Raw genomic sequence first — 19,193 nt, forward strand, 5'->3', positions numbered from 1 at the left:
TTCGCGACACAAGGCCGCGCCTACACCGAGCGTGCCGCCTGTGCGGTTTTCACCGAACCGGACAGCAACGCCAGCCCAAGCGCCACACATGCCACTGTCAGTACCCCGCCAAACACCAGCAAGGCCAACCCCGACCCCAGCCGGTCACTCAGCAAGCCAGTGAAGATCACCGGCAAGCTGAACCCCAGGTAGGCCAGCAGAAAGAACCCGGCACTGGCCCGGGTTTTCTCGCTGCCGGCCAGCTGGTTCACCGCCGCCAACCCGCCCAGGTAGATAAACCCGTAGCACGCACTGCTGGCTGCTACCGCCCCCAGCAACACCGCCCCGAGCCTGCCGCTGTCTGCTCCCCAGGCCAGCACGGCATAGCTGCACGGCAATATCAACAGCCCCAGCAGCGTGGCCGTACGGCTGTCCAGGCGCCGCGCCATCGGCTGGAACACCAGCCCGCAACTGATCACGCAAAAGGTCGAGAAGCCCGACCAGACGCTTAGCCCATGTTGGCGCAGGATGCCCGGCAACAAGGCGATGACCAGCCCCGAGCAGGCCCATGCCAGCAGGATGGCCAGGCCATAGCCGACGCTGCCACGCGGGTAGCAAGGCAGGCGCAGCATGCGGGTGCGCTGTGCCGGGCGTGGGTCCGGCAGGCGCCATACCAGCGCCATGGCCACTGCCGCCAGCAGCAGTTGCCAGTAGAAGCTGCCCGGGGTCAGGCTGGGGCCACGCAGCAGGAACAGGCTGGTCAGCGCTGCACCCAGGCCAAAACCCAGCGAGGTGCTGGCGGTCACCCAGTTGGCGGCGCGAGGGCCATGCTCGCTGCCCATCAGTTCGCCCATGTAGGCGGTCGCCGTGGCGGTGGCCAGGGCGGTGCCGAGGCCCAGGCACGCCCGCGCCAGGCCCAGCGTGTGCAGGCTGGGGGCCAGCAGTAGCAGCCCCGTGGCGAGCATCGACAGGGCCAGGGCGGCCAGGATCAGCGGCCGGCGCCCGACCCGGTCGGCCAGGCCACCCAGGGCCAGCAACACGGGCAAAACGCCGAGCACATAGCTGGCGAATGCTACTGCCGTGGCACCGGCGCCCTGGCCGGAAAGGTCGGCGTAAGCGATATACAACGGGGCCGGCAGGTTGACAGCCAGGGTGATCAGGCAGAGGGCGAAGGCCAGGCGGGCCGGAGCGAAGGGCATGGGTTGGGTCCTGGTTTTGTAGTGTGTGTGCCGTCCTCTTCGCCGGTGAACCGCTCCCACAGGGTTCGCATCCAAACCCAAGAGCCGTGCACTACCCGCGAAAGAGCCAGCCCTGCCTACTCTGATGGGCGTCCATTCCACCCACCAGACACACCCTCAGCGCATTTATGCTTAACTGTTCGCTCAAAATCGGCAAACAGTTAACCTCATGCACCTGACCCTCGACCGCACCAGTGCTACGCCGTTGGTGCAGCAACTCACCGACCAACTGCAAACCTGGATCGACCGGCAACGCTTGCGTCCAGGCGCGCGCCTGCCGTCGATCCGTGCCCTGGCCCGCAGCCAGGCGGTCAGCGCGTCCTGCGTGATCGAGGCCTACGACCGGCTGGTTGCCAGCGGCTGGCTGGAGGCGCGGCATGGCACCGGCTTTTTCGTGGCCGAGCGCAAACCCGGCCTGGCCGCGGACGACACCCAGCCCTGGGGGGAAGCCGCAGACGGTAGCTGGCGGCAATTCCGTGAGGGTCATGACGAGCTGCTCAAGCTGGGCTGCGGTTGGCTGCCCAGCAGCTGGCGCCCCACCACCGAGCTGGCCCAGGCGGTGCGCCAGGTCAGCCGCGGCAACCCGCAGGACCTGTTCGATTACTGCCCGCCGCTGGGCCTGGCCAGCCTGCGCCAGCAGCTGCACAAGCGCCTGGCGCAGCAGGGCATTGTCGCCGGCCCCGAGCGCATCCTCACTACCCAGGGTGCCAGCCATGGCCTCGACCTGCTGGTGCGCACCTTGCTGCGCCCGGGCGACACGGTACTGGTGGAGAACCCCGGTTACTACAACCTGTACAACTTGCTGCGCCAGCACCAGGTGCACATGCTGCCGGTGCCCCGTGGTGCCGAGGGCCCGGACCTGGCGACCCTCGAAGCGCTACTGGCCAGGCACAAGCCGCGTTGCCTGTTCATCAACAGCCTGTACCACAACCCCACCGGCACCAGCCTGACGCCCAAGGTCGCCTACCGTCTGCTGGAGTTGGCCCGCGAGCATGACCTGCGCATCATCGAGGACGATATCTACGCCGATTTCCAGGAAGGACCGGCCACCCGCCTGGCCACCCTCGACAGTGAGCAGCGGGTCATCTACATGGCCAGCTTCTCGAAAACCCTCAGCAGCTCGCTGCGGGTCGGCTATCTGGTCGCCGACCCGGCATTGGTCGCGCGCCTGGCCGAGTTGAAGATGGTCAGCGGTATCGGCACCTCGCGTTTTGCCGAGCAGGTAGTAGGGCAGATGCTGGCCAATGGCAGTTACCGCAAGAGCATGCAGCGTCTGCGCGTACGCCTAGCGCAGCACATGGCGCGGTTGCTTGGCCAGCTGGAACTGGCGGGCTGGCAGGTGTTCTGCGAACCCTACGGTGGCATGTTCGTCTGGGCCCGCGTGCCGGGCCGCGATTTCGCCTGCCTGGAGCACCTGGCGCTGCAGCATGCGGTGCTGCTCACGCCAGGTAGTGCCTTCGATTACCAGGGCGCTGCCAGCGCTTGGCTGCGCATCAATGTCGCCTATGGGCAGGACGCCCGCGCCCAGGCCTTCCTTCAGCACGCAGGGCGACCTCCGCAAAGCTGATAGCGACACCGTCGTAGCTATTTGACACTATTCTGACGTCAGGCCCTTGTTCAGTGGCTGGCAACGTTGCCACCCTTGGCCTTCCAGATAACCTCGCCAGCAGAAGGGGAATCGGCATGGGCACGAGCAAGCACGGTGTGCTGGCCAACCTGGGCATGGCCCGCAAACTCAGCCTGGGCTTTGCCCTGGTGCTAGTGCTGACCCTGGCGGTGGCGGCCATTGGCATCGCTGCGCTGTACAGTGTCAGCCAGCGCTTCGACAGCTTGCGCCAGCTAGGCCAGTTCAATACCGACCTGCTGCGCCTGCGCCAGCACGAGCAGGCGTTTGCCCTGCGTTCCGACATACAGCAGGCCGAGGCCCTGCGCAGCGGCCTGCAGAGCCTGGTCGAACGCGCCCGTGGCCTGCCGGCGCTGGCCGCGACGGAAGCCGACCTGACCGCCTACGGGCAAGCGTTCGAGGCCTTTGTCGAGGCGGTGCAGGCCAAGGAGCTGGCACTGGACATGGCCAGCTGGTCGGTGTCCAGCGTGGCCAACAACCTCGATGTGCTGCAGGCCGGCCTGGCCGACGATGGCGTGTACACCCTCAAGCAGTCGCAAGGGCAGCAGGGCGGCGAGTTCCTGGAGCAGGCCGCGCAAGTGGCGCAGGTTTCGCGGCTGATGCTGCAGGCCATGGACGAAGCGCGGGTACGCCTGGAAAAAAGCCGCAAGGGTGAAGAAGGCGTCAGCCAGGAGCGCATTGCCCAGACCGTCGAGGCCGCCAGCCTGGTCGGCCAGCTGCAGGGCGCGGTCAGCGATGCTGGCTACCAGAGCGTGCTGGGCGAAGTGGCGGGGCACATCGGCAGCTTCTCGGAGAAACTCAACGAATACACTGACCAGCTGGCCCGCGAGCAGGGCCTGAAGGCGCAGTTGCAGGCCAGTGCCGAGCAGGTCACCGGGCGCGTCGACCAGGCCTACCTGGGGCAGGAGCAGGCGCTACAGGGCGAACTGCAGCGAAACGCCGTGGCCATTGGCGTGGCGACGGCGCTGGCGCTGTTGGTCGGTGTGTTGGCTGCCTGGTTGATCACCCGCGCCGTGGTCGGCCCGCTCAGGCATGTGATTGCCCGCGCCCAGCGCATTGCCGCCGGTGAGCTGGGCTTCGACGCCCAGGCGCCACGCCGTGATGAAGTAGGGCAGCTGATGCAGGCCATGCAGCAGATGGCCGAGGGCCTGTCGGGCATCGTCAGCGGTTTGCAGCAGGGTATCGAGCAACTGGCCGGTAATGCCCAGGCGCTGTCGGCGGTAACCGAGCAGACCAACCGCGAGGTGGGTAGCCAGAAGGACGAAACCGAACAGGTGGCGACCGCCATGCAGCAGATGACCGCCACCGTCCACGATGTTGCGCGCAACGCCGAGGAGGCGGCGCAGGCGGCCCAGGCGGCGGACGAAAAGGTCGATTCCGGGCAGCAGGTGGTGCGCCAGAGCATGCAGCGCATCGAGCAGCTGGCGGCGGCGGCGGAAACGGCCAGCGCCGGTATCGACAGCCTCAGTGCCGAGATTCACACCATTGGCGACGTGCTGGAAGTGATCAAGAGCGTGGCCGAACAGACCAACCTGCTGGCGCTCAATGCGGCTATCGAAGCGGCCCGTGCAGGTGAGCAGGGGCGTGGTTTTGCCGTGGTGGCTGATGAGGTGCGTGCGCTGGCGCGGCGTACCCGGCAGTCTACCGAGCAGATCGAGACCTTGGTTGCCAGCCTGCGCGGCAATGCCCAGCAGTCGGTGGCGCAGATTCGTGGTAGTACCGAGTTGGTGCGCCTGGCAGTTGCCGATGCATTGCAGACCGAAAGCGCGCTGGGCAGCATTGCTGCAGCGGTGTCGTTGATCCAGCAGATGAACCAGCAGATTGCCGCAGCGGCCGAGCAGCAGAGTTCAGTGGCCGAAGAGATCAGCCGCAGCGTCACGCAGATCCGCAGCAGTGCCGACCAGGCGGCCCTGGCAATGCAGGACAATGCCCGGTCGAGTGTCGAGCTGGCGCAGTTGGGCACCGACCTGAAGGGGATGGTGGGGCATTTCAGGTTGTGATCTGGGCCTGGGGCTTGTGTTGCCTGTACCGGCCCCTTCGCGGGTAAACCCGCTCCCACAGGAATACCACAATGCTGAATATTGTGTGATCCCTGTGGGAGCGGGTTTACCCGCGAAGAGGCCAGTACAGGCAACAAATACCGTCAGACCCTGCGCGGGTTCAGAATCATCAAGGTCAGTACCCCCGCCACAATCCCCCAGAACGCCGAGCCGATGGAGAACAAGGTCAACCCCGAAGCCGTGACCATGAAGGTGATCAACGCCGCCTCCCGCTCACGCGCCTCGCTCATGGCCACGGTCAACCCGTTCATGATCGAGCCGAACAGTGCCAGCGCCGCAATCGACAGCACCAGCTCTTTTGGCAGCGCCGCAAACAGTGCCGCCAAGGTCGCGCCGAACACCCCGGCAATGCCATAGAAAATCCCGCACCACACCGCCGCGGTGTAGCGTTTGGCCGGGTCTTCATGGGCATGTGGCCCGGTGCAGATCGCCGCGCTGATCGCCGCCAGGTTGACCCCATGCGAACCAAACGGTGCCAGCAGCAGCGAGGCAAAGCCGGTGGCCGAGATCAGCGGCGAGGCCGGCACCTGGTAGCCGTCGGCGCGCAGTACGGCCACACCCGGCATGTTCTGCGAGGTCATCGCCACCACGAACAGCGGAATGCCAATGCTGATGGTCGCCGCCAGGGAGAAGCTCGGCGTGGTCCACACCGGCGTGGCAGCCTCCAGGCGGAAGCCGCTGAAGTCCAGCAGGCCCAGGGCGCCGGACAATGTCGTGCCCACCAGCAGCGCGGCCAGCACGCAGTAGCGCGGCGACAGGCGCTTGACCAGCAGGTAGCTGAAGAACATGCCCAGCACCAGCAAGGTGCGGTGTTGGGCGGCCACGAAGATTTCGCTGCCGATCTTGAACAGGATGCCCGCCAGCAGCGCCGACGCCAGCGAAGCCGGGATGCGTTTGACCAGGCGCTCGAAGCTGCCGGTCAGGCCACAGATCAGCACCAGGACAGCGCAGGTGATGTAGGCGCCAATCGCTTCGCCATAGCTGACGCCACCCAGGCTGGTGATCAACAGGGCGGCACCCGGGGTCGACCAGGCCACGGTGATTGGCGTGCGGTAGCGTAGCGACAGGCCGATGCTGCACACCGCCATGCCGATCGACAACGCCCAGATCCACGAGGAAATCTGCGCTGTGGTCAGCCCGGCCGCCTGGCCAGCTTGGAACATCAATACCAGCGAACTGGTATAGCCGGTGAGCATGGCGATGAAGCCGGCGACGATCGCCGACGGGGAGCTGTCCGCCAGTGGCCGCAGGCGAGCGGAAGTGGCATCGGTCATGAACAAAATCCTTGTAAAGGTGTAAGCAGTTTTTTCAGACTACAGCGAGCAAGATTGATCCTTGCCATACAGCGGCCATTGCTTTTAGCCGTACAGTCGCCAACTATTGGGCGCAAATGCACAACTGCTTGGGGAGTGAAGGGGCGATGTACAAGGTCTATGGCGACTACCAGTCGGGCAATTGCTACAAGATCAAGCTGATGTTGAGCCTGCTGGGCCGGCCGTATGAGTGGCACCCGGTGGACATTCTCAAGGGCGAGACGGAAACGCCCGAGTTTCTGGCCATGAACCCCAACGGCAAGGTGCCGGTACTGCAGCTGGAAGACGGCAGCTACCTGTGGGAGTCCAACGCCATTCTCAACTTCCTGGCCGATGGCAGCGAGTTCCTGCCGGTCGAGCCGCGCCTGCGCACCCAGGTGTTGCAGTGGCAGTTCTTCGAGCAGTACAGCCATGAGCCGTACATTGCCGTGGCGCGTTTCATCCAGTTCTACCTCGGTTTGCCGGATGATCGCGTGGAGGAGTACCGCAAGCTGCACAAGGGCGGGTACAAGGCACTGAGGGTGATGGAGCGGCAGTTGCAGATGACGCCGTACCTGGTCGGTGAGCAGTACTCGATTGCCGATGTGGCGTTGTATGCCTATACCCACGTGGCGCATCAGGGGGGCTTCGACCTGGCCGATTACCCGGCAGTGAGGGCCTGGCTGGAGCGGGTCAGCAGCCACCCGCGGCATGTGCCGATGGTGGGTTGACCCGCGCTGAGGCTGTGCCTGCCCGTGAACTGCGGTTGGTGTCGCGAAAGGGGGGCGAAGCGCCCCGGGTTTGCAGCTTCGCCGCGTAAACTGTCGGGGCCGCTTTGCGGCCCTTTCGCGACGCGAGGCCGCTCCTACAGGGCAGCGAACCTCTCGTCCAGGTAGGCAATGATGGCCTTGGACTCATACATCCAGGTCACCTTGCCGGCTTCTTCAATGCGCAGGCACGGCACTTTCACTCGGCCGCCGCCTTCTGCCAGGGCCTGGCGGTGTACCGGGTCGTTCTTGGCATCGCGCAGCGCCACCGGCACGTTCAGGCGGTGCAGGGTGCGCCGGGTCTTGACGCAGAACGGGCAGGCATGGAACTGGTACAGCGCCAGGCCCTTGGCCGCCTGTTCGACGCGGGCCTGGGCGGCGGCGTCGCGCTTGCGCTTGGCTGGGCGGCTAAGCCAGTCGGCGAACACGATGAGCTGGCCGAGGCCAACCCGCAGGGCTTTGACGATCATGGGCAACTCCTGAACATGAAAAAGCCGACCCGCAGGGTCGGCTTGGGGACGGCAGCCAATCACTTGATCAGGCTGAGGAACTCGCTGCGGGTGGCGGCGTTTTCGCGGAACTCACCCAGCATCACCGAGGTGATCATGGTCGAGTTCTGTTTCTCGACACCGCGCATCATCATGCACATGTGCTTGGCTTCGATGACCACGGCGACACCTGCCGCACCGGTGACCTGCTGCACGGCCTCGGCGATCTGGCGGCTGAGGTTTTCCTGGATCTGCAAGCGGCGGGCGTACATGTCGACGATGCGCGCCACCTTCGACAGGCCCAGGACCTTGCCCTTGGGCAGGTACGCAACGTGGGCCTTGCCGATGAACGGCAGCATGTGGTGTTCGCACATCGAATACAGCTCGATGTCCCGGACCAGCACCATTTCGCTGTTGTCGGAGCTGAACAGCGCGTCGTTGGTGACTTCTTCCAGTGTTTGCTCATAACCGCGGCAAAGGTACTTCATCGCCTTTGCAGCCCGCTTGGGCGTGTCGAGCAGGCCCTCACGGGAGACGTCCTCGCCCAGCTGGCTGAGGATCTCGGTGTAGTTCTGTTCCAGGGACATGGATCTACCTGTGGGAAAAAATCGCAAAAACGAAGGGTACGGCGGCGAGGGCGGCGCTGCAAGCGCGGCGTTATTCGTCGCGGCCTTCGAGCATGGTTCGCTTGAGCATCACATACACCGCGCCAGTGCCGCCGTGGCGGGCGCTGCACGAGGCGAAACCCAGTACCTGCGGGTGCTGGCGCAACCAGGTGTTGACGTGGCTCTTGATCATCGGGCGCTTGCCGTCCAGGCGTGCGGCCTTGCCGTGGGTTACGCGTACGCAGCGCACTTCCAGCCTGGTGGCTTCGGCGATGAAGTCCCAGAGGGTTTCGCGGGCCTTTTCCACGGTCATGCCGTGCAGGTCCAGGCTGCCTTCGAACGGAATCTGCCCCAGCTTCAGCTTGCGCAACTGGCCTTCCTGCACACCGTCGCGACGCCACAGCAGTTCATCCTCGGCGCCAACGTCGATGACGAACTGGTCGGACATGCCGTCGATCACCAGGGCCTTGTCACTGCGCACCGTCGCCGCTTGGCGCAGGCCGGCCAGCTGCTGGCGGTCGGCCTTGGGTTTGCCGACTTCGGCGCGGTCGTGCTTGATCGGTTTCACACCGCGCACTTCGGCCTTGAACAGGGAAAAATCGTCGTCTTGCATGATGCCTCCACGTGGGCGGCGTAGTTTACGCGACTGCAGAGCGGTATGCAGCCATGTCGGGCCTGCCTGGCCTTTTGTGGGAGCGGCCTTGCGTCGGGAAGGGGGGCGAAGCGCCCCTCGGGAATCCAGCTTCGCGCTTACATCTGCGGGGCCGCGTTGCGGCCCTTTCGCGACGCAAGGCCGCTCCTACAAAGGCCGCGTACGTAGCGTAGCGGTCAATCGTGCTTTTTCATCAGGTGTGGCGCCAGGTTCAGCTCGCGCCCACGCCGCAGGCGAATGCGGCTGCGGCGCCAGAAGCGCACGCCCAGCCACAGCAACAGCAAGCCAGCCACGCTCAACACGCCGGACAACGGCTTGTTGGCATTGAGTTCCGCCAGGGCAGGGTAGTTGCCCAGCAGGCCGGCGACACCGGCCATTGCCAGCAGCACGCCCAGGGTGGCCAACAGGGCCGCCAGGCCAGCCGCCAGCCGCGCCCCCCAGTTGCGCGGTTCGCGCGGGCGCAGGCGCTTGGCGTCGAAACTGCCTTTGAGCTTCATTCCGCTCTCCTCTGTGGATATCCGGAATTCGACCTGGGGCCCTTTATCGCGTTCAGATCAGGCTGGCGGTAGGGGCCACGCAAGCGAAGTTGTCGGCCATCACGGCCATTTCGCACTGGTGAATCTGCGCGGCCGGGATCACCCCATCCTTGAATGCCAGGTCGCGGGTCGCCGAAGCATCTTCCACCAGGGTGCAGCGGTAACCATAGTCCTTGGCCCGGCGCACGGTGGTGCTGACACTGGAATGGCTCATGAAACCGCATACGATCAGGTCCAGGTGGCCCAGTTCCTGGAGGGTCTCGTGCAGCTTGGTGTTCTTGAACGCGTTGGGCATGCGCTTTTCGATGACGATTTCGCCTTCCAGCGGCTCCAGCCCCGGAATGAACTGGCCGGCCGGCCCCTGTGGGTCGAAGCGGCCACCGACGGTGCCCAGGTGGCGAACATGGATGATCGGACGGCCGCTCTTGCGCGCGGCGTCGAGCAACCTGGCGATGTTGGCCACGGCCTCGTCCATGCCCGACAGCGCCAGGGGCCCGCTGAGGTACTCCTTTTGCGCATCGATGATGATCAGGCTGGCGTGGCTCAGCTTGGCCGGCGGGTAATCGCGGCCAGTGAGGCGGAACATCGTGGTTGGAACGGACATCAAGGGCTCCTTGGATAGGGCTTTTGTATACCTATTCTCCCCTGCCTTGGCGCCAATGGGAATGGTTGACAATGTAAGCGGCATGATTACTGGCCTGTGGCCGGCCGGCAGGCGATCCAAGGGAACAAATGTGCGGTCGGGGCTGTTAGACTTTTGTCCGGTCTGAATTAGGAGTACCCCGTGATCACATCCCGTCTGCGCACGCTGCGCGACTACATCCGCTGGGCGGTCAGCCGCTTCCACGAGCACGACCTGTTCTTCGGCCACGGTGCCGACAACGCCTGGGACGAGGCCCGCCTGCTGGTGCTGGGCGCAGTGCATCTGCCGTGGGAGGTGGCCGACAGCTACCTGGACTGCCGCCTCGAGGACGATGAGCGGGTGCGCCTGCAGCACCTGCTGAAGCGCCGTATCGAAGAGCGCGTGCCGGCTGCCTACCTGCTGGGCGAGGCCTGGTTCTGCGGCATGTCGTTCATCGTCGACCCGCGTGTGCTGGTGCCGCGGTCGCCGATTGGCGAGCTGATCGAGAAACGCTTCGAACCGTGGCTGGCCAGCGAGCCGGCGCGCATTCTCGACCTGTGCACCGGTTCTGGCTGCATCGGTATCGTTGCCGCCGACGTCTTCCCCAACGCCGAGGTGGTGTTGGCCGACCTGTCGTTCGACGCACTTGAAGTGGCCAACCAGAACATCGAGCGGCATGGCCTGGACGGGCGCGTGTACACCGTGCAGGGCGATGGCTTTGCCGGTTTGCCAGGGCAGCGTTTCGACCTGATCCTGTCCAACCCGCCGTATGTTGATGCCGAGGATTTCGACGACATGCCGGCCGAGTACCACCATGAGCCCGAGCTGGGCCTGGCGTGCGGCAACGACGGCCTGGACCTGGTGCGGCGCATGCTGGCCGAAGCGGCCGACCACCTGACCGACAAGGGCTTGCTGATTGTCGAGGTGGGCAACAGCCAGGTGCATGTCGAGGCGTTGTACCCTGAGGTGGACTTCGCCTGGCTGGAGTTCGAGCGCGGCGGGCATGGGGTGTTCATGCTGACTGCCGAGCAGTGCCGCCAGCATCAGCAGCTGTTCAAGGCCCGGGTCTGATTCATTGGGGCTGCGTTGCAGCCCATCGCGACACAAGGCCGCTCCTACAGGGATACCGTCATCCCGGTGCTACGCGGTCTCCTGTAGGAGCGGCCTTGCGTCGCGATGGGCCGCAAAGCGGCCCAATTCCTCCTGCAGGGATACCGTCATCCCGGTGCTACGCGGTCTCCTGTAGGAGCGGCCTTGTGTCGCGATGGGCCGCAAAGCGGCCCAATTCCCACCGAGCGCCAAAGGCCAGGCGGCGCGCTGTCAGCGCGTGGCAATCCAGATCAGCAACCCCGCCTGGAACACCGCAAAGGCCACCAGGCAGGTGATGGTAAAGCGCAAGCCGCTGTCTTCGCGCTGGTACTTGGCAACGCGTTCGTCGCGCTCACGCAGTTGCGCTTCTTTTTCCTGCAACTGCTGGTCCGCCTGCTGCAGCAGGCTGGCCGCATCGAGGATCTCCACCCGCTGCACGTGCTCGCTGTTCCAGGCCCCCTTGAGCTGGCTCACCGTGGTTTCCACGGTACGGCCTTTCAGGTGCTGGCCGTCTTCATACTCCACCTCGATGCCGACCCCGCGCAGGCAGTGGTCGCGGCGCAGGCGCGAGTCTTCGTTCAGCGCATCCTTGCTCGGCAGCGCCATGCCCTCGACCCGGTAATGCGACCACTTGCGCTGCAGCCACTGCACGGCCTGGGCCAGCAGGAAACGGCCCAGGCCACGGTTCAAGGGTTCCAGTTGCAGGCCGGTTTCGGCACCAATGCGTACCAGTCGTTCGCCATGGTCGACGCGGATGTCCAGGCGGTTCTGTTCCTTGTGCACCTTCTGGCCTGGCAGTTTTATTTCCATGCGCAGCAGGCTGTGGGCCTTGTCGTGGCGCTCGGCATAGCCGAACTGCACGAAGCGCAGCGGCCGTGCGCCGGTGCTGCGATCGGTAGGCAGGGCAGCCAGGCGCAGCAGCTGGAAGTGTTCGACGCTCAGCTCGGCCCAAGGCAGGGCCGGGCTTTCCTGGGATTCTTCGGCCGGCTCTGCGGCGGCGGGGGTGGTGGTCATCAGGGCTTGTCCTCGGCTATGCCCGCTGTATCGGCAGGCATACCCGAGACCTGAGCCCGTTTACCTCACGCCGAAGGCAAATGCTGGATGAACGTCACGATCCGCTCACCCAGCTCGCGCGCCAGCGGCAGCTCGGGGTTGAGGTAGCTGTCGCGCTGCTGGCTCATGCCCTTGGGGCTGATGCGCAACATATGGTTCATGCCGTCGATCAGTACCAGCTGGGCATCCGGCTTGGCCGCCTTCAGCCGCTCGGCGTCGTCCACGTCCACCTGCACGTCGTTGCGCCCCTGCACGATCAGTGCCGGCATGGGCAGGCGGGCAAACGCCGCGGCCGGGCTCTGCCGGAACAGCGAAATCAGGTAGGGCTGCACGCTGGGGCGGAACACCTGGCGCAGCGGTGCCGGCACTTCCAGGCTGGTTTGCCCGGCCTGCAGGCGGTCGAGCAGGGCGCTGCCACCGGCCAGTTGCGCTGGCGGCAGGCGCTGGGCCAGCTGTTCGCGCAGCACTTCGGCCAGCGGCCGGCCACTGCCGGCCAAGGTAATCACCGCGCTGGCACCGGCCTGCTCGGCGGCCAGGCTGGCGATCAGCGCACCTTCGCTGTGGCCGACCAGGATCAGCGGGCCAAAGCGTGGGTCGGCCTTCAGCTTGTGGCTCCAGGCGACCACGTCGGCCACGTAGCGCTCCACGCTGAGGTCACGCTCGTCGGGGGTGGCCGGCTGGCTGGCAGCGACCCCGCGCTTGTCGTAGCGCACGCTGGCGATGTGTTCGTTGGCCAGCAGCAGGGCCAGGCGCTTGAGGTTGTCGACCCGGCCCGAGGCCGGGTTGTTGCCGTCGCGGTCGGTGGGGCCGGAGCCTGCGATGATCAGCACCACTGGCGGCGGGGTGGCCTGCAGTGGCAGCAGCAGGCTGCCGTGCAGCACACCCTGGCCGGTATCGAGGTCGATCGGGCGTTGCAGCACGGTGGGGGCGGCCTGGGCCAGGCTGGTGCACAGCAGGAACAACAAAGCGACGAGGCGCGACATCATGCGGTACTACAGTGGGGAGATGTCAGTTTGACCCTATGTCCACGGGAAGGTTCTCGGCCTGTGCAGGGCAGGCTCGGCCTCTTCGCCGGTAAACCCGCTGCCACGGGTTCACGATGCCCAGCACAGGCAGGCAATCCATCTGTATACTGCCGCTTTCGTTCACTTCAGGCAGATCTCGCGGAGCGTCCATGTCCGGCAATACCTACGGCAAGCTGTTCACTGTCACCACCGCTGGCGAGAGCCATGGCCCGGCGTTGGTCGCCATTGTCGATGGATGCCCACCGGGCCTGGAAATTTCCCTGGCCGACCTGCAGCACGACCTCGACCGGCGCAAGCCCGGCACCAGCCGGCACACCACCCAGCGCCAGGAAGCCGACGAGGTGGAGATCCTCTCCGGCGTGTTCGAAGGCCGCACCACCGGCTGCTCGATCGGCCTGCTGATCCGCAACACCGACCAGAAGTCCAAGGACTACTCGGCGATCAAGGACCTGTTCCGCCCGGCCCACGCCGACTATACCTATCACCACAAGTACGGCATCCGCGACTACCGCGGCGGTGGCCGCAGCTCGGCCCGCGAAACCGCCATGCGCGTGGCCGCTGGCGCCATCGCCAAGAAGTACCTGGCCACCCAGGGCATCATCGTGCGTGGCTACATGAGCCAGCTGGGGCCGATCGAGATTCCGTTCAAGAGCTGGGAGTCGGTGGAACAGAACGCCTTCTTCTGCCCCGACCCGAGCAAGGTGCCGGAGCTGGAGGCCTACATGGACCAGCTGCGCCGTGACCAGGACTCGGTAGGCGCCAAGATCACCGTGGTCGCCGAAGGTGTGATGCCGGGCTTGGGCGAGCCGATCTTCGACCGCCTGGATGCCGAGCTGGCCCACGCGCTGATGAGCATCAACGCAGTCAAGGGCGTGGAAATCGGCGCCGGTTTCGCCAGCGTGGCCCAGCGCGGTACCGAGCACCGTGACGAGCTGACCCCGCAAGGCTTCCTCAGCAACAACGCGGGCGGCATCCTCGGCGGCATCTCTTCGGGCCAGCCGATCGTTGCCCACCTGGCGCTGAAACCAACCTCCAGCATTACCACCCCGGGCCGCTCCATCGACATCGACGGCAACCCGGTGGACGTCATCACCAAAGGCCGCCACGACCCTTGCGTGGGTATCCGTGCCACGCCGATCGCCGAGGCGATGATGGCCATTGCGCTGATGGACCACCTGCTGCGCCACCGTGCGCAGAATGCCGATGTGAAGGTGAATACCCCGGTGCTGGGCCAGCTCTGATTCGCCAGTACCGGCCTCTTCGCGGGCATGCCCGCTCCCACAGGTTCATCGCCGCTTTCAGAGTCTGTGGGTTCCCTGTGGGAGCGGGCGCGCCCGCGAAGAGGCCGGCCCAGGTCCCCACAAGGGCATCCCATGCAGCAACCAATCCCCTACTGGCGCCTGTCCAGCTTCTACCTGTTCTACTTCGCCCTGCTCGGTTCCACCGCGCCGTTCCTGGCGCTGTACTTCGACCACCTGGGCTTCTCTGCGGCGCGTATCGGCGAGCTGGTGGCCATCCCCATGCTGATGCGTTGCGTCGCCCCCAACCTGTGGGGCTGGCTGGGCGATCGCACCGGCCAGCGCCTGCTGATCGTGCGCCTGGGCGCGCTGTCGACCCTGGCCACCTTCGCCCTGATCTTCTTTGGCAAGAGCTATGCCTGGCTGGCGCTGGTCATGGCCCTGCATGCGTTCTTCTGGCACGCGGTGCTGCCCCAGTTCGAGGTCATCACGTTGGCCCACCTGCACGGGCAAACCGCCCGCTACAGCCAGGTACGCCTGTGGGGCTCGATTGGCTTCATCCTCACCGTGGTCGGCCTGGGCCGGCTGTTCGAGTGGCTGAGCCTGGATATCTACCCGGTGGCCCTGGTCACGATCATGGCCGGGATCGTCGCCGCCAGCCTGTGGGTGCCCAATGCACAGCCGCTGGAGCAGGGCGAGCGCCGCAGCGCCGGCGGCTTCCTGCAGCAGTTGCGTGCCCCCGGGGTGATCGCATTCTATGCCTGCGTGGCGTTGATGCAACTCAGCCACGGGCCGTACTACACCTTCCTCACCCTGCACCTCGAACACCTGGGCTACAGCCGCGGTGCCATCGGCTTGTTGTGGGCCCTTGGCGTGGTGGCCGAAGTGCTGGTGTTCATGTTCATGAGCCGGGTATTCGCGCGCTTTTCCGTGCAGCGGGTGCTGCTGGCCAGCTTCGTGCTGGCGGCGCTGCGCTGGCTGTTGCTGGGTAACCTGGCCGGCGAGCCGGCAGTCCTGGTGTTCGCCCAGCTGCTGCATGCGGCCACCTTCGGCTGCTTCCACGCCGCCAGCATCGCCTTCGTCCAGGCCAGCTTCGGCGCCCGTCAGCAGGGCCAGGGCCAGGCACTGTATGCGGCACTGTCCGGCACTGGCGGGGCGCTGGGGGCGTTGTATTCGGGCTATAGCTGGAACCTGCTGGGGCCCACCTTCACCTTTGGTATGGCCAGTGCCGCAGCCTTGGCCGCAGCCGTTATCATTGCCTTTTGTTCGCAACCGACCAGGACCCGCCCCTGATGAGCATTCTCAGCGTTTTCTACACTTCCAGCCCGGAACTGCCGAACAAGGTGCTGACCCATCACGATGACATCGCCGCCACCCTGGCCGAACAGGGCGTGCGATTTGCCCATGCCGAACCTGGCCTGCGGGTGCGCCCGGGCTCGGCCCACGAAGAGGTGCTGGGCGCCTGCCGGGAGCACCTGGACCGGTTGATGACAGCGCATGGCAGCAAGGCCTTCGTGGTGCTCAACCGTGACGGTGCCGACCCGGCGCAGGTAGACCTACGCGTTGAACACGTGCATGACGCTGAAGAGGTATTTGCCGTGATCAGCGGGCGTGCCCAGGTTGGCCTGCGTGCGGGCGACTGGGTGTATTCGCTGCTGTGCGAGAAGGGCGACCAGCTGGTGGTGCCGGCGGGGATCCGGCGCTGGGTGGAACTGGGCGATACGCCGTTTTGCCTGGCGTTGCGCCTGTATGCCAGCGAGCAAGGTGCGCAGCCACGTTTTACCGGGGATGAAAGCGCCAGGGCGTTTCTTGGTATCGACGAGTTGTGAGGGTATTACCGGCCCGTTCGCGGGCTAGCCCGCGAAGCGGCCGGTAACGCCAACCCAAGACTCAGCGGTAAGTTGGCAAGGCAAAGCGCTGCTGGCTCTGCAGCATGGAAATCACCGGCAACTCGCTGGCCTGCTCGGCCAGGTCACGGCGAATGGCGCTGATCGCCCACGACAGCTGTTCGGCGCTATGCAGTTGGCCATAGGTCAGCACCCGACGGGTCACCTTGCCGTCGGCCGCGCGCAGGGTCAGCAGGATGCCGCCGTCCGGGCGGGGCTGGGTAGTGACCTGGTAGGCCGGAAATACCGAGACGAACTTTTCCTGGATGAGGTCCATATCAACTCCTGGCAGGTTTGGTAGCAATCGTGAACAGGTAGATTGCAGTGAGCGTGCCAAGAGTTTTGTTTTGGAAAAATCGTTTAAAATCAGAGGCTTAGTATAGTTGTGGAAGCGGTCGGCCGTGCAATCTGCAAGGTCGTGCATTTTGCACAGTGCATTTTGCACGGTGCGCCTGTTGCCTATCGGCTCGATAGAAACTGAACCTTTGACCGGCAACCGGGGCCTGACAAACACTTGGGCAATGTTTGATGCCAGGAGGTTCCCGATGTCCACCCAAACCGCACCCACCACCATGAGCGAAGACGAGGCGGCCGCATTCGCCGAGCAGGTATTCGACCGTGCCCGCCAGGGCGATGCCGACATGCTCGGGCGCCTGCTGGCCAGCGGCCTGCCGGCCAACCTGCGCAATCACAAGGGCGACACCTTGCTGATGCTGGCCAGCTACCACGGTCATCACGACGCCGTGCGGGTGCTGTTGGCACACGGCGCCGACCCGCTGATTGCCAATGACAACGGCCAGTTGCCCATCGCCGGCGCCGCGTTCAAGGGCGATCTGGCCATGATCCGCCTGCTGCTCGAGCATGGCGTGCCGGTGGATGCCGCCGCGCAGGATGGCCGCACCGCCTTGATGCTGGCGGCCATGTTCAACCGCGGCGAAATCCTCGATTACCTGCTGGCCCAGGGCGCCGACCCGGCGCGCCAGGATGTCCGCGGCGCCACCGCACTGATGGCGGCGCAAACCATGGGCGCAGTGGATACCGCAGCACGGCTGCAAGCGCTGGCCGGCTAACCGCAAGGGGGCGTTTGCGGCTATCCTTGGCGACTTTTCACCCGTCGCAGGCCCCTTTCATGAAAACTCAGTTGCTCGAATTCATCAGCCTCATTGGCGCTGGCTGCATGCGCGAGGAGGACATCGAGCGCATCGCCGACGAAGCCGCCCAGGCCTACGCCGACCCGGCTGCCTTCCTCGCCGCCAACCCTGACATCAACTACGACGACAGCTTCCCTATCCCGCTGGGCGAATGGGTGGTGCTGGGCAGCCTGCCGGACACCGTGGTGTTCCAGGCCGACAGCTACCAGGAGCTGTTCGAGCAGATCAGTGCTTCGTTCGACCAGAGCGTACCGTTCACCCTCAAGCCCAAGCAGCTGGCCCGCACCGAGCCGCTGACCGCGCTCAACCGTATCCAGGTGCAAATGGGCGCGCTGAACAAAGAAGCAGGGGGTTATGTACTGCTCAATTTCAGCCAGTTGCTGGATGACGAGCTGCAGATGGTGATGGTGGGGCAGAACGACCTGGCACGGGTGCTGGAGCTGGGGGCGGAAGTGGGCATCAAGGTCGAGCCAGCCCTGGAGGCGTTGAAGGTAGCGGTACACGTCTGATGGCACCTTTTGCCCCTTCGCGGATGAATCCGCTCCTGCAGGCCCGTTGATATCCTTGCAGGAGCGGATTTATCCGCGAAGAGGCCGGCCCAGGCCGCTGATGACTTCAGCCCAGCGCCGTATCCAGAAACATCATCACCGCAAACCCACCCATCAGCCCCAGGGTCGCCGTGGTCTGGTGCCCGTTGCGGTGGGTTTCGGGAATCACCTCATGGCTCACCACGAAGATCATCGCTCCCGCCGCCAGGCCCATGCTGATCGGGTAGGCCAGGGCAAAGCCGGTCGAGATGCCCAGGCCGATCACTGCGCCCAGCGGCTCCATCAGCCCCGACCCGATCGCCACCAGGGCCGCTTTCAGGTTCGACAAACCCGTGGCCCGCAAGGCCAGGGCCACGGCCAGGCCTTCGGGGATGTCCTGGATGGCGATGGCGGTGGTCAGCGGCAGGCCGATGTTCATGTCACCGTTGGCGAAACTCACGCCAATCGCCATCCCTTCGGGCAGGTTATGCAGGGTGATCGCCAGCACGAACAGCCACACCCGGCTGAACCGTTCGGTTTCCGGCCCGGCCACACCGACGCGCTCATGCTCGTGCGGAGTGAAACGGTCCAGGCCGAGCATCAGCAGCACGCCCAGGCCCATGCCCACCACTACGGTAAGGGCCGCAGCAGGGCCATTGCCGGTGATTTCCCGGGCAGCGTCCAGGCCCGGCAGAATCAGTGAGAACGAACTGGCTGCCAGCATCATGCCGGCGGCAAAGCCCAGCATCACGTCCTGGCTGCGCGTGCTGACGTCACGCAGTACCACCGCCAGCACCGCACCCAGGGCGGTCGCGCCGAAGCCGGACAGCCCGCCCAGCGCCGCCAGGTGCAGGTGCTGAGCATGGTCGCCGTGGATCGCGTTCCACAGGCTTGCCCCCAGCAATACCAGCACCGCCAGCAGGCTCAGCGCCAGGCCGGCGCCGACCCACGGGCTGTTGTTGATCTGCTGGCGCCAGGCACTGATGCCTGACGGCGGGACGATGCTGTGGGTGTGTGCGGGTGGCATGGCAACCTCGAAATCAGTGGATGGGCCAGTTTATGCAGTGACCCGCGCAAACGGCCAAGGATTCCCTTCTATCGACGTGATAGCTGGCTATGCTGTGCAGCAAAGCCTTTGACAGGAGTTTTGCCATGGGGTCGATGTTCAACAGCCTGGTCGGGCTGATCATCCTGGCGCTGGATATCTGGGCCATTCTCAATGTAGTCAGAAGTGCCAGCGAGGTGGGTATCAAGGTGCTGTGGATCCTGCTGATCGCCTTGTTGCCGGTAGTGGGGCTGGTGATCTGGGCGATAGCCGGGCCGCGGGGAAATGTGCGTATCTGAGCGCCGCAACGGACAAA

At 65.2% G+C, this 19,193-nt stretch carries 21 protein-coding genes and 1 pseudogene; 11 read left to right on the forward strand and 11 right to left on the reverse strand.

The window, feature by feature from the left end:
• Positions 1-20 precede the first annotated feature (20 nt).
• Complete coding sequence (locus HU763_RS07255) at positions 21-1,178, reverse strand: MFS transporter (RefSeq protein WP_170028834.1); 1,158 nt, start codon at positions 1,176-1,178, stop codon at positions 21-23.
• A 208-nt stretch (positions 1,179-1,386) separates the two neighbouring features.
• Between HU763_RS07255 and HU763_RS07260 the strand changes: the two genes are divergently transcribed.
• The 3 genes and pseudogenes from HU763_RS07260 to HU763_RS25010 all read left to right on the forward strand — a co-directional run bounded on the left by HU763_RS07260 (position 1,387) and on the right by HU763_RS25010 (position 4,841).
• Complete coding sequence (locus HU763_RS07260) at positions 1,387-2,784, forward strand: aminotransferase-like domain-containing protein (RefSeq protein ID WP_186688945.1); 1,398 nt, start codon at positions 1,387-1,389, stop codon at positions 2,782-2,784.
• A gap of 668 nt (positions 2,785-3,452) precedes the next feature.
• Positions 3,453-3,935 (forward strand): annotated as a pseudogene (locus tag HU763_RS25005) (methyl-accepting chemotaxis protein); the annotation flags it as partial.
• Positions 3,936-4,136: 201 nt separating this feature from the next.
• Positions 4,137-4,841, forward strand: coding sequence for a methyl-accepting chemotaxis protein (locus HU763_RS25010; RefSeq protein ID WP_372241565.1), 705 nt, complete (start codon positions 4,137-4,139; stop codon positions 4,839-4,841).
• 143 nt (positions 4,842-4,984) lie between these two features.
• Here HU763_RS25010 and HU763_RS07270 read toward each other — a convergent pair whose 3' ends face one another.
• Positions 4,985-6,175: a benzoate/H(+) symporter BenE family transporter gene (locus HU763_RS07270; protein WP_186688951.1), complete on the reverse strand. Its 1,191-nt coding sequence runs from the start codon at positions 6,173-6,175 to the stop codon at positions 4,985-4,987.
• Positions 6,176-6,321: 146 nt separating this feature from the next.
• On the opposite strand from HU763_RS07270, the gene HU763_RS07275 reads away from it, so the two are divergent.
• Positions 6,322-6,924, forward strand: a complete 603-nt coding sequence (locus tag HU763_RS07275) for a glutathione S-transferase family protein (protein WP_170028838.1) — start codon at positions 6,322-6,324, stop codon at positions 6,922-6,924.
• Positions 6,925-7,058: 134 nt separating this feature from the next.
• On the opposite strand, the gene HU763_RS07280 is transcribed toward HU763_RS07275, so the two are convergent.
• The 5 genes from HU763_RS07280 to HU763_RS07300 all read right to left on the reverse strand — a co-directional run bounded on the left by HU763_RS07280 (position 7,059) and on the right by HU763_RS07300 (position 9,845).
• Complete coding sequence (locus HU763_RS07280) at positions 7,059-7,430, reverse strand: glutaredoxin family protein (protein ID WP_186688954.1); 372 nt, start codon at positions 7,428-7,430, stop codon at positions 7,059-7,061.
• 59 nt (positions 7,431-7,489) lie between these two features.
• The gene (gene folE, locus HU763_RS07285; protein WP_186688957.1) at positions 7,490-8,035 is read right to left on the reverse strand and encodes a GTP cyclohydrolase I FolE; all 546 of its coding nucleotides are present in this window, start codon (positions 8,033-8,035) and stop codon (positions 7,490-7,492) included.
• A 70-nt stretch (positions 8,036-8,105) separates the two neighbouring features.
• Positions 8,106-8,666 (reverse strand): Smr/MutS family protein, encoded by a 561-nt coding sequence (locus HU763_RS07290; RefSeq protein WP_186688960.1) that lies wholly within the window; start codon positions 8,664-8,666, stop codon positions 8,106-8,108.
• A 215-nt stretch (positions 8,667-8,881) separates the two neighbouring features.
• Positions 8,882-9,202, reverse strand: coding sequence for a hypothetical protein (locus HU763_RS07295; RefSeq protein WP_186688963.1), 321 nt, complete (start codon positions 9,200-9,202; stop codon positions 8,882-8,884).
• A 52-nt stretch (positions 9,203-9,254) separates the two neighbouring features.
• Complete coding sequence (locus tag HU763_RS07300; protein WP_063911663.1) at positions 9,255-9,845, reverse strand: cysteine hydrolase family protein; 591 nt, start codon at positions 9,843-9,845, stop codon at positions 9,255-9,257.
• A gap of 180 nt (positions 9,846-10,025) precedes the next feature.
• On the opposite strand from HU763_RS07300, the gene prmB reads away from it, so the two are divergent.
• Positions 10,026-10,934 carry a 50S ribosomal protein L3 N(5)-glutamine methyltransferase gene (gene prmB, locus HU763_RS07305; protein WP_186688966.1) on the forward strand — a complete coding sequence of 303 codons (909 nt, stop codon included), beginning with the start codon at positions 10,026-10,028 and terminating at the stop codon, positions 10,932-10,934.
• Between the two features lie 249 nt (positions 10,935-11,183).
• On the opposite strand, the gene HU763_RS07310 is transcribed toward prmB, so the two are convergent.
• Both HU763_RS07310 and HU763_RS07315 read right to left on the reverse strand, forming a co-directional pair.
• The gene (locus HU763_RS07310; protein WP_186688968.1) at positions 11,184-11,966 is read right to left on the reverse strand and encodes a hypothetical protein; all 783 of its coding nucleotides are present in this window, start codon (positions 11,964-11,966) and stop codon (positions 11,184-11,186) included.
• A gap of 65 nt (positions 11,967-12,031) precedes the next feature.
• On the reverse strand, positions 12,032-12,991 hold the full coding sequence (locus HU763_RS07315; protein WP_186688970.1) for an alpha/beta hydrolase: 960 nt from the start codon (positions 12,989-12,991) through the stop codon (positions 12,032-12,034).
• 188 nt (positions 12,992-13,179) lie between these two features.
• On the opposite strand from HU763_RS07315, the gene aroC reads away from it, so the two are divergent.
• The 3 genes from aroC (at position 13,180) to HU763_RS07330 (ending at position 16,097) form a co-directional block, all read left to right on the forward strand.
• Positions 13,180-14,271 carry a chorismate synthase gene (gene aroC / locus HU763_RS07320; protein WP_186688977.1) on the forward strand — a complete coding sequence of 364 codons (1,092 nt, stop codon included), beginning with the start codon at positions 13,180-13,182 and terminating at the stop codon, positions 14,269-14,271.
• 132 nt (positions 14,272-14,403) lie between these two features.
• Positions 14,404-15,561 (forward strand): MFS transporter, encoded by a 1,158-nt coding sequence (locus HU763_RS07325; protein ID WP_186688981.1) that lies wholly within the window; start codon positions 14,404-14,406, stop codon positions 15,559-15,561.
• Positions 15,561-16,097, forward strand: coding sequence for an oxidase (locus HU763_RS07330; RefSeq protein WP_186688984.1), 537 nt, complete (start codon positions 15,561-15,563; stop codon positions 16,095-16,097). Before HU763_RS07325 ends, HU763_RS07330 begins: the two co-directional genes overlap by 1 nt.
• 61 nt (positions 16,098-16,158) lie before the next feature.
• Here the strand turns inward: HU763_RS07330 and HU763_RS07335 are convergent, their stop codons facing one another.
• A complete protein-coding gene (locus HU763_RS07335; RefSeq protein ID WP_170028849.1) occupies positions 16,159-16,431 on the reverse strand; it encodes a DUF3509 domain-containing protein in 273 nt (90 codons plus the stop codon).
• A 268-nt stretch (positions 16,432-16,699) separates the two neighbouring features.
• Between HU763_RS07335 and HU763_RS07340 the strand changes: the two genes are divergently transcribed.
• Together HU763_RS07340 and HU763_RS07345 are read left to right on the forward strand one after the other, a co-directional pair.
• A complete protein-coding gene (locus HU763_RS07340; protein ID WP_186688987.1) occupies positions 16,700-17,224 on the forward strand; it encodes an ankyrin repeat domain-containing protein in 525 nt (174 codons plus the stop codon).
• A gap of 59 nt (positions 17,225-17,283) precedes the next feature.
• Complete coding sequence (locus tag HU763_RS07345) at positions 17,284-17,814, forward strand: hypothetical protein (RefSeq protein WP_186688992.1); 531 nt, start codon at positions 17,284-17,286, stop codon at positions 17,812-17,814.
• A gap of 106 nt (positions 17,815-17,920) precedes the next feature.
• On the opposite strand, the gene HU763_RS07350 is transcribed toward HU763_RS07345, so the two are convergent.
• Complete coding sequence (locus tag HU763_RS07350) at positions 17,921-18,859, reverse strand: ZIP family metal transporter (RefSeq protein ID WP_170028852.1); 939 nt, start codon at positions 18,857-18,859, stop codon at positions 17,921-17,923.
• Positions 18,860-18,984: 125 nt separating this feature from the next.
• Between HU763_RS07350 and HU763_RS07355 the strand changes: the two genes are divergently transcribed.
• Complete coding sequence (locus HU763_RS07355) at positions 18,985-19,176, forward strand: PLDc N-terminal domain-containing protein (protein ID WP_170028853.1); 192 nt, start codon at positions 18,985-18,987, stop codon at positions 19,174-19,176.
• The last annotated feature ends 17 nt before the right edge of the window (positions 19,177-19,193 follow it).

The sequence above is a fragment of the Pseudomonas anuradhapurensis genome, from assembly GCF_014269225.2.
Taxonomy (GTDB): Bacteria; Pseudomonadota; Gammaproteobacteria; order Pseudomonadales; family Pseudomonadaceae; genus Aquipseudomonas; species Aquipseudomonas anuradhapurensis.

Coding starts and splice junctions, on each gene's coding strand:
- HU763_RS07255 (WP_170028834.1), bottom strand. CDS start 1,178: ATGCCCTTCGCTCCGGCCCGCCTGGCCTTCGCCCTCTGCCTGATCACC.
- HU763_RS07260 (WP_186688945.1), top strand. CDS start 1,387: ATGCACCTGACCCTCGACCGCACCAGTGCTACGCCGTTGGTGCAGCAA.
- HU763_RS25010 (WP_372241565.1), top strand. CDS start 4,137: ATGACCGCCACCGTCCACGATGTTGCGCGCAACGCCGAGGAGGCGGCG.
- HU763_RS07270 (WP_186688951.1), bottom strand. CDS start 6,175: ATGACCGATGCCACTTCCGCTCGCCTGCGGCCACTGGCGGACAGCTCC.
- HU763_RS07275 (WP_170028838.1), top strand. CDS start 6,322: ATGTACAAGGTCTATGGCGACTACCAGTCGGGCAATTGCTACAAGATC.
- HU763_RS07280 (WP_186688954.1), bottom strand. CDS start 7,430: ATGATCGTCAAAGCCCTGCGGGTTGGCCTCGGCCAGCTCATCGTGTTC.
- folE (WP_186688957.1), bottom strand. CDS start 8,035: ATGTCCCTGGAACAGAACTACACCGAGATCCTCAGCCAGCTGGGCGAG.
- HU763_RS07290 (WP_186688960.1), bottom strand. CDS start 8,666: ATGCAAGACGACGATTTTTCCCTGTTCAAGGCCGAAGTGCGCGGTGTG.
- HU763_RS07295 (WP_186688963.1), bottom strand. CDS start 9,202: ATGAAGCTCAAAGGCAGTTTCGACGCCAAGCGCCTGCGCCCGCGCGAA.
- HU763_RS07300 (WP_063911663.1), bottom strand. CDS start 9,845: ATGTCCGTTCCAACCACGATGTTCCGCCTCACTGGCCGCGATTACCCG.
- HU763_RS07310 (WP_186688968.1), bottom strand. CDS start 11,966: ATGACCACCACCCCCGCCGCCGCAGAGCCGGCCGAAGAATCCCAGGAA.
- HU763_RS07315 (WP_186688970.1), bottom strand. CDS start 12,991: ATGATGTCGCGCCTCGTCGCTTTGTTGTTCCTGCTGTGCACCAGCCTG.
- aroC (WP_186688977.1), top strand. CDS start 13,180: ATGTCCGGCAATACCTACGGCAAGCTGTTCACTGTCACCACCGCTGGC.
- HU763_RS07325 (WP_186688981.1), top strand. CDS start 14,404: ATGCAGCAACCAATCCCCTACTGGCGCCTGTCCAGCTTCTACCTGTTC.
- HU763_RS07330 (WP_186688984.1), top strand. CDS start 15,561: ATGAGCATTCTCAGCGTTTTCTACACTTCCAGCCCGGAACTGCCGAAC.
- HU763_RS07335 (WP_170028849.1), bottom strand. CDS start 16,431: ATGGACCTCATCCAGGAAAAGTTCGTCTCGGTATTTCCGGCCTACCAG.
- HU763_RS07340 (WP_186688987.1), top strand. CDS start 16,700: ATGTCCACCCAAACCGCACCCACCACCATGAGCGAAGACGAGGCGGCC.
- HU763_RS07345 (WP_186688992.1), top strand. CDS start 17,284: ATGAAAACTCAGTTGCTCGAATTCATCAGCCTCATTGGCGCTGGCTGC.
- HU763_RS07350 (WP_170028852.1), bottom strand. CDS start 18,859: ATGCCACCCGCACACACCCACAGCATCGTCCCGCCGTCAGGCATCAGT.
- HU763_RS07355 (WP_170028853.1), top strand. CDS start 18,985: ATGGGGTCGATGTTCAACAGCCTGGTCGGGCTGATCATCCTGGCGCTG.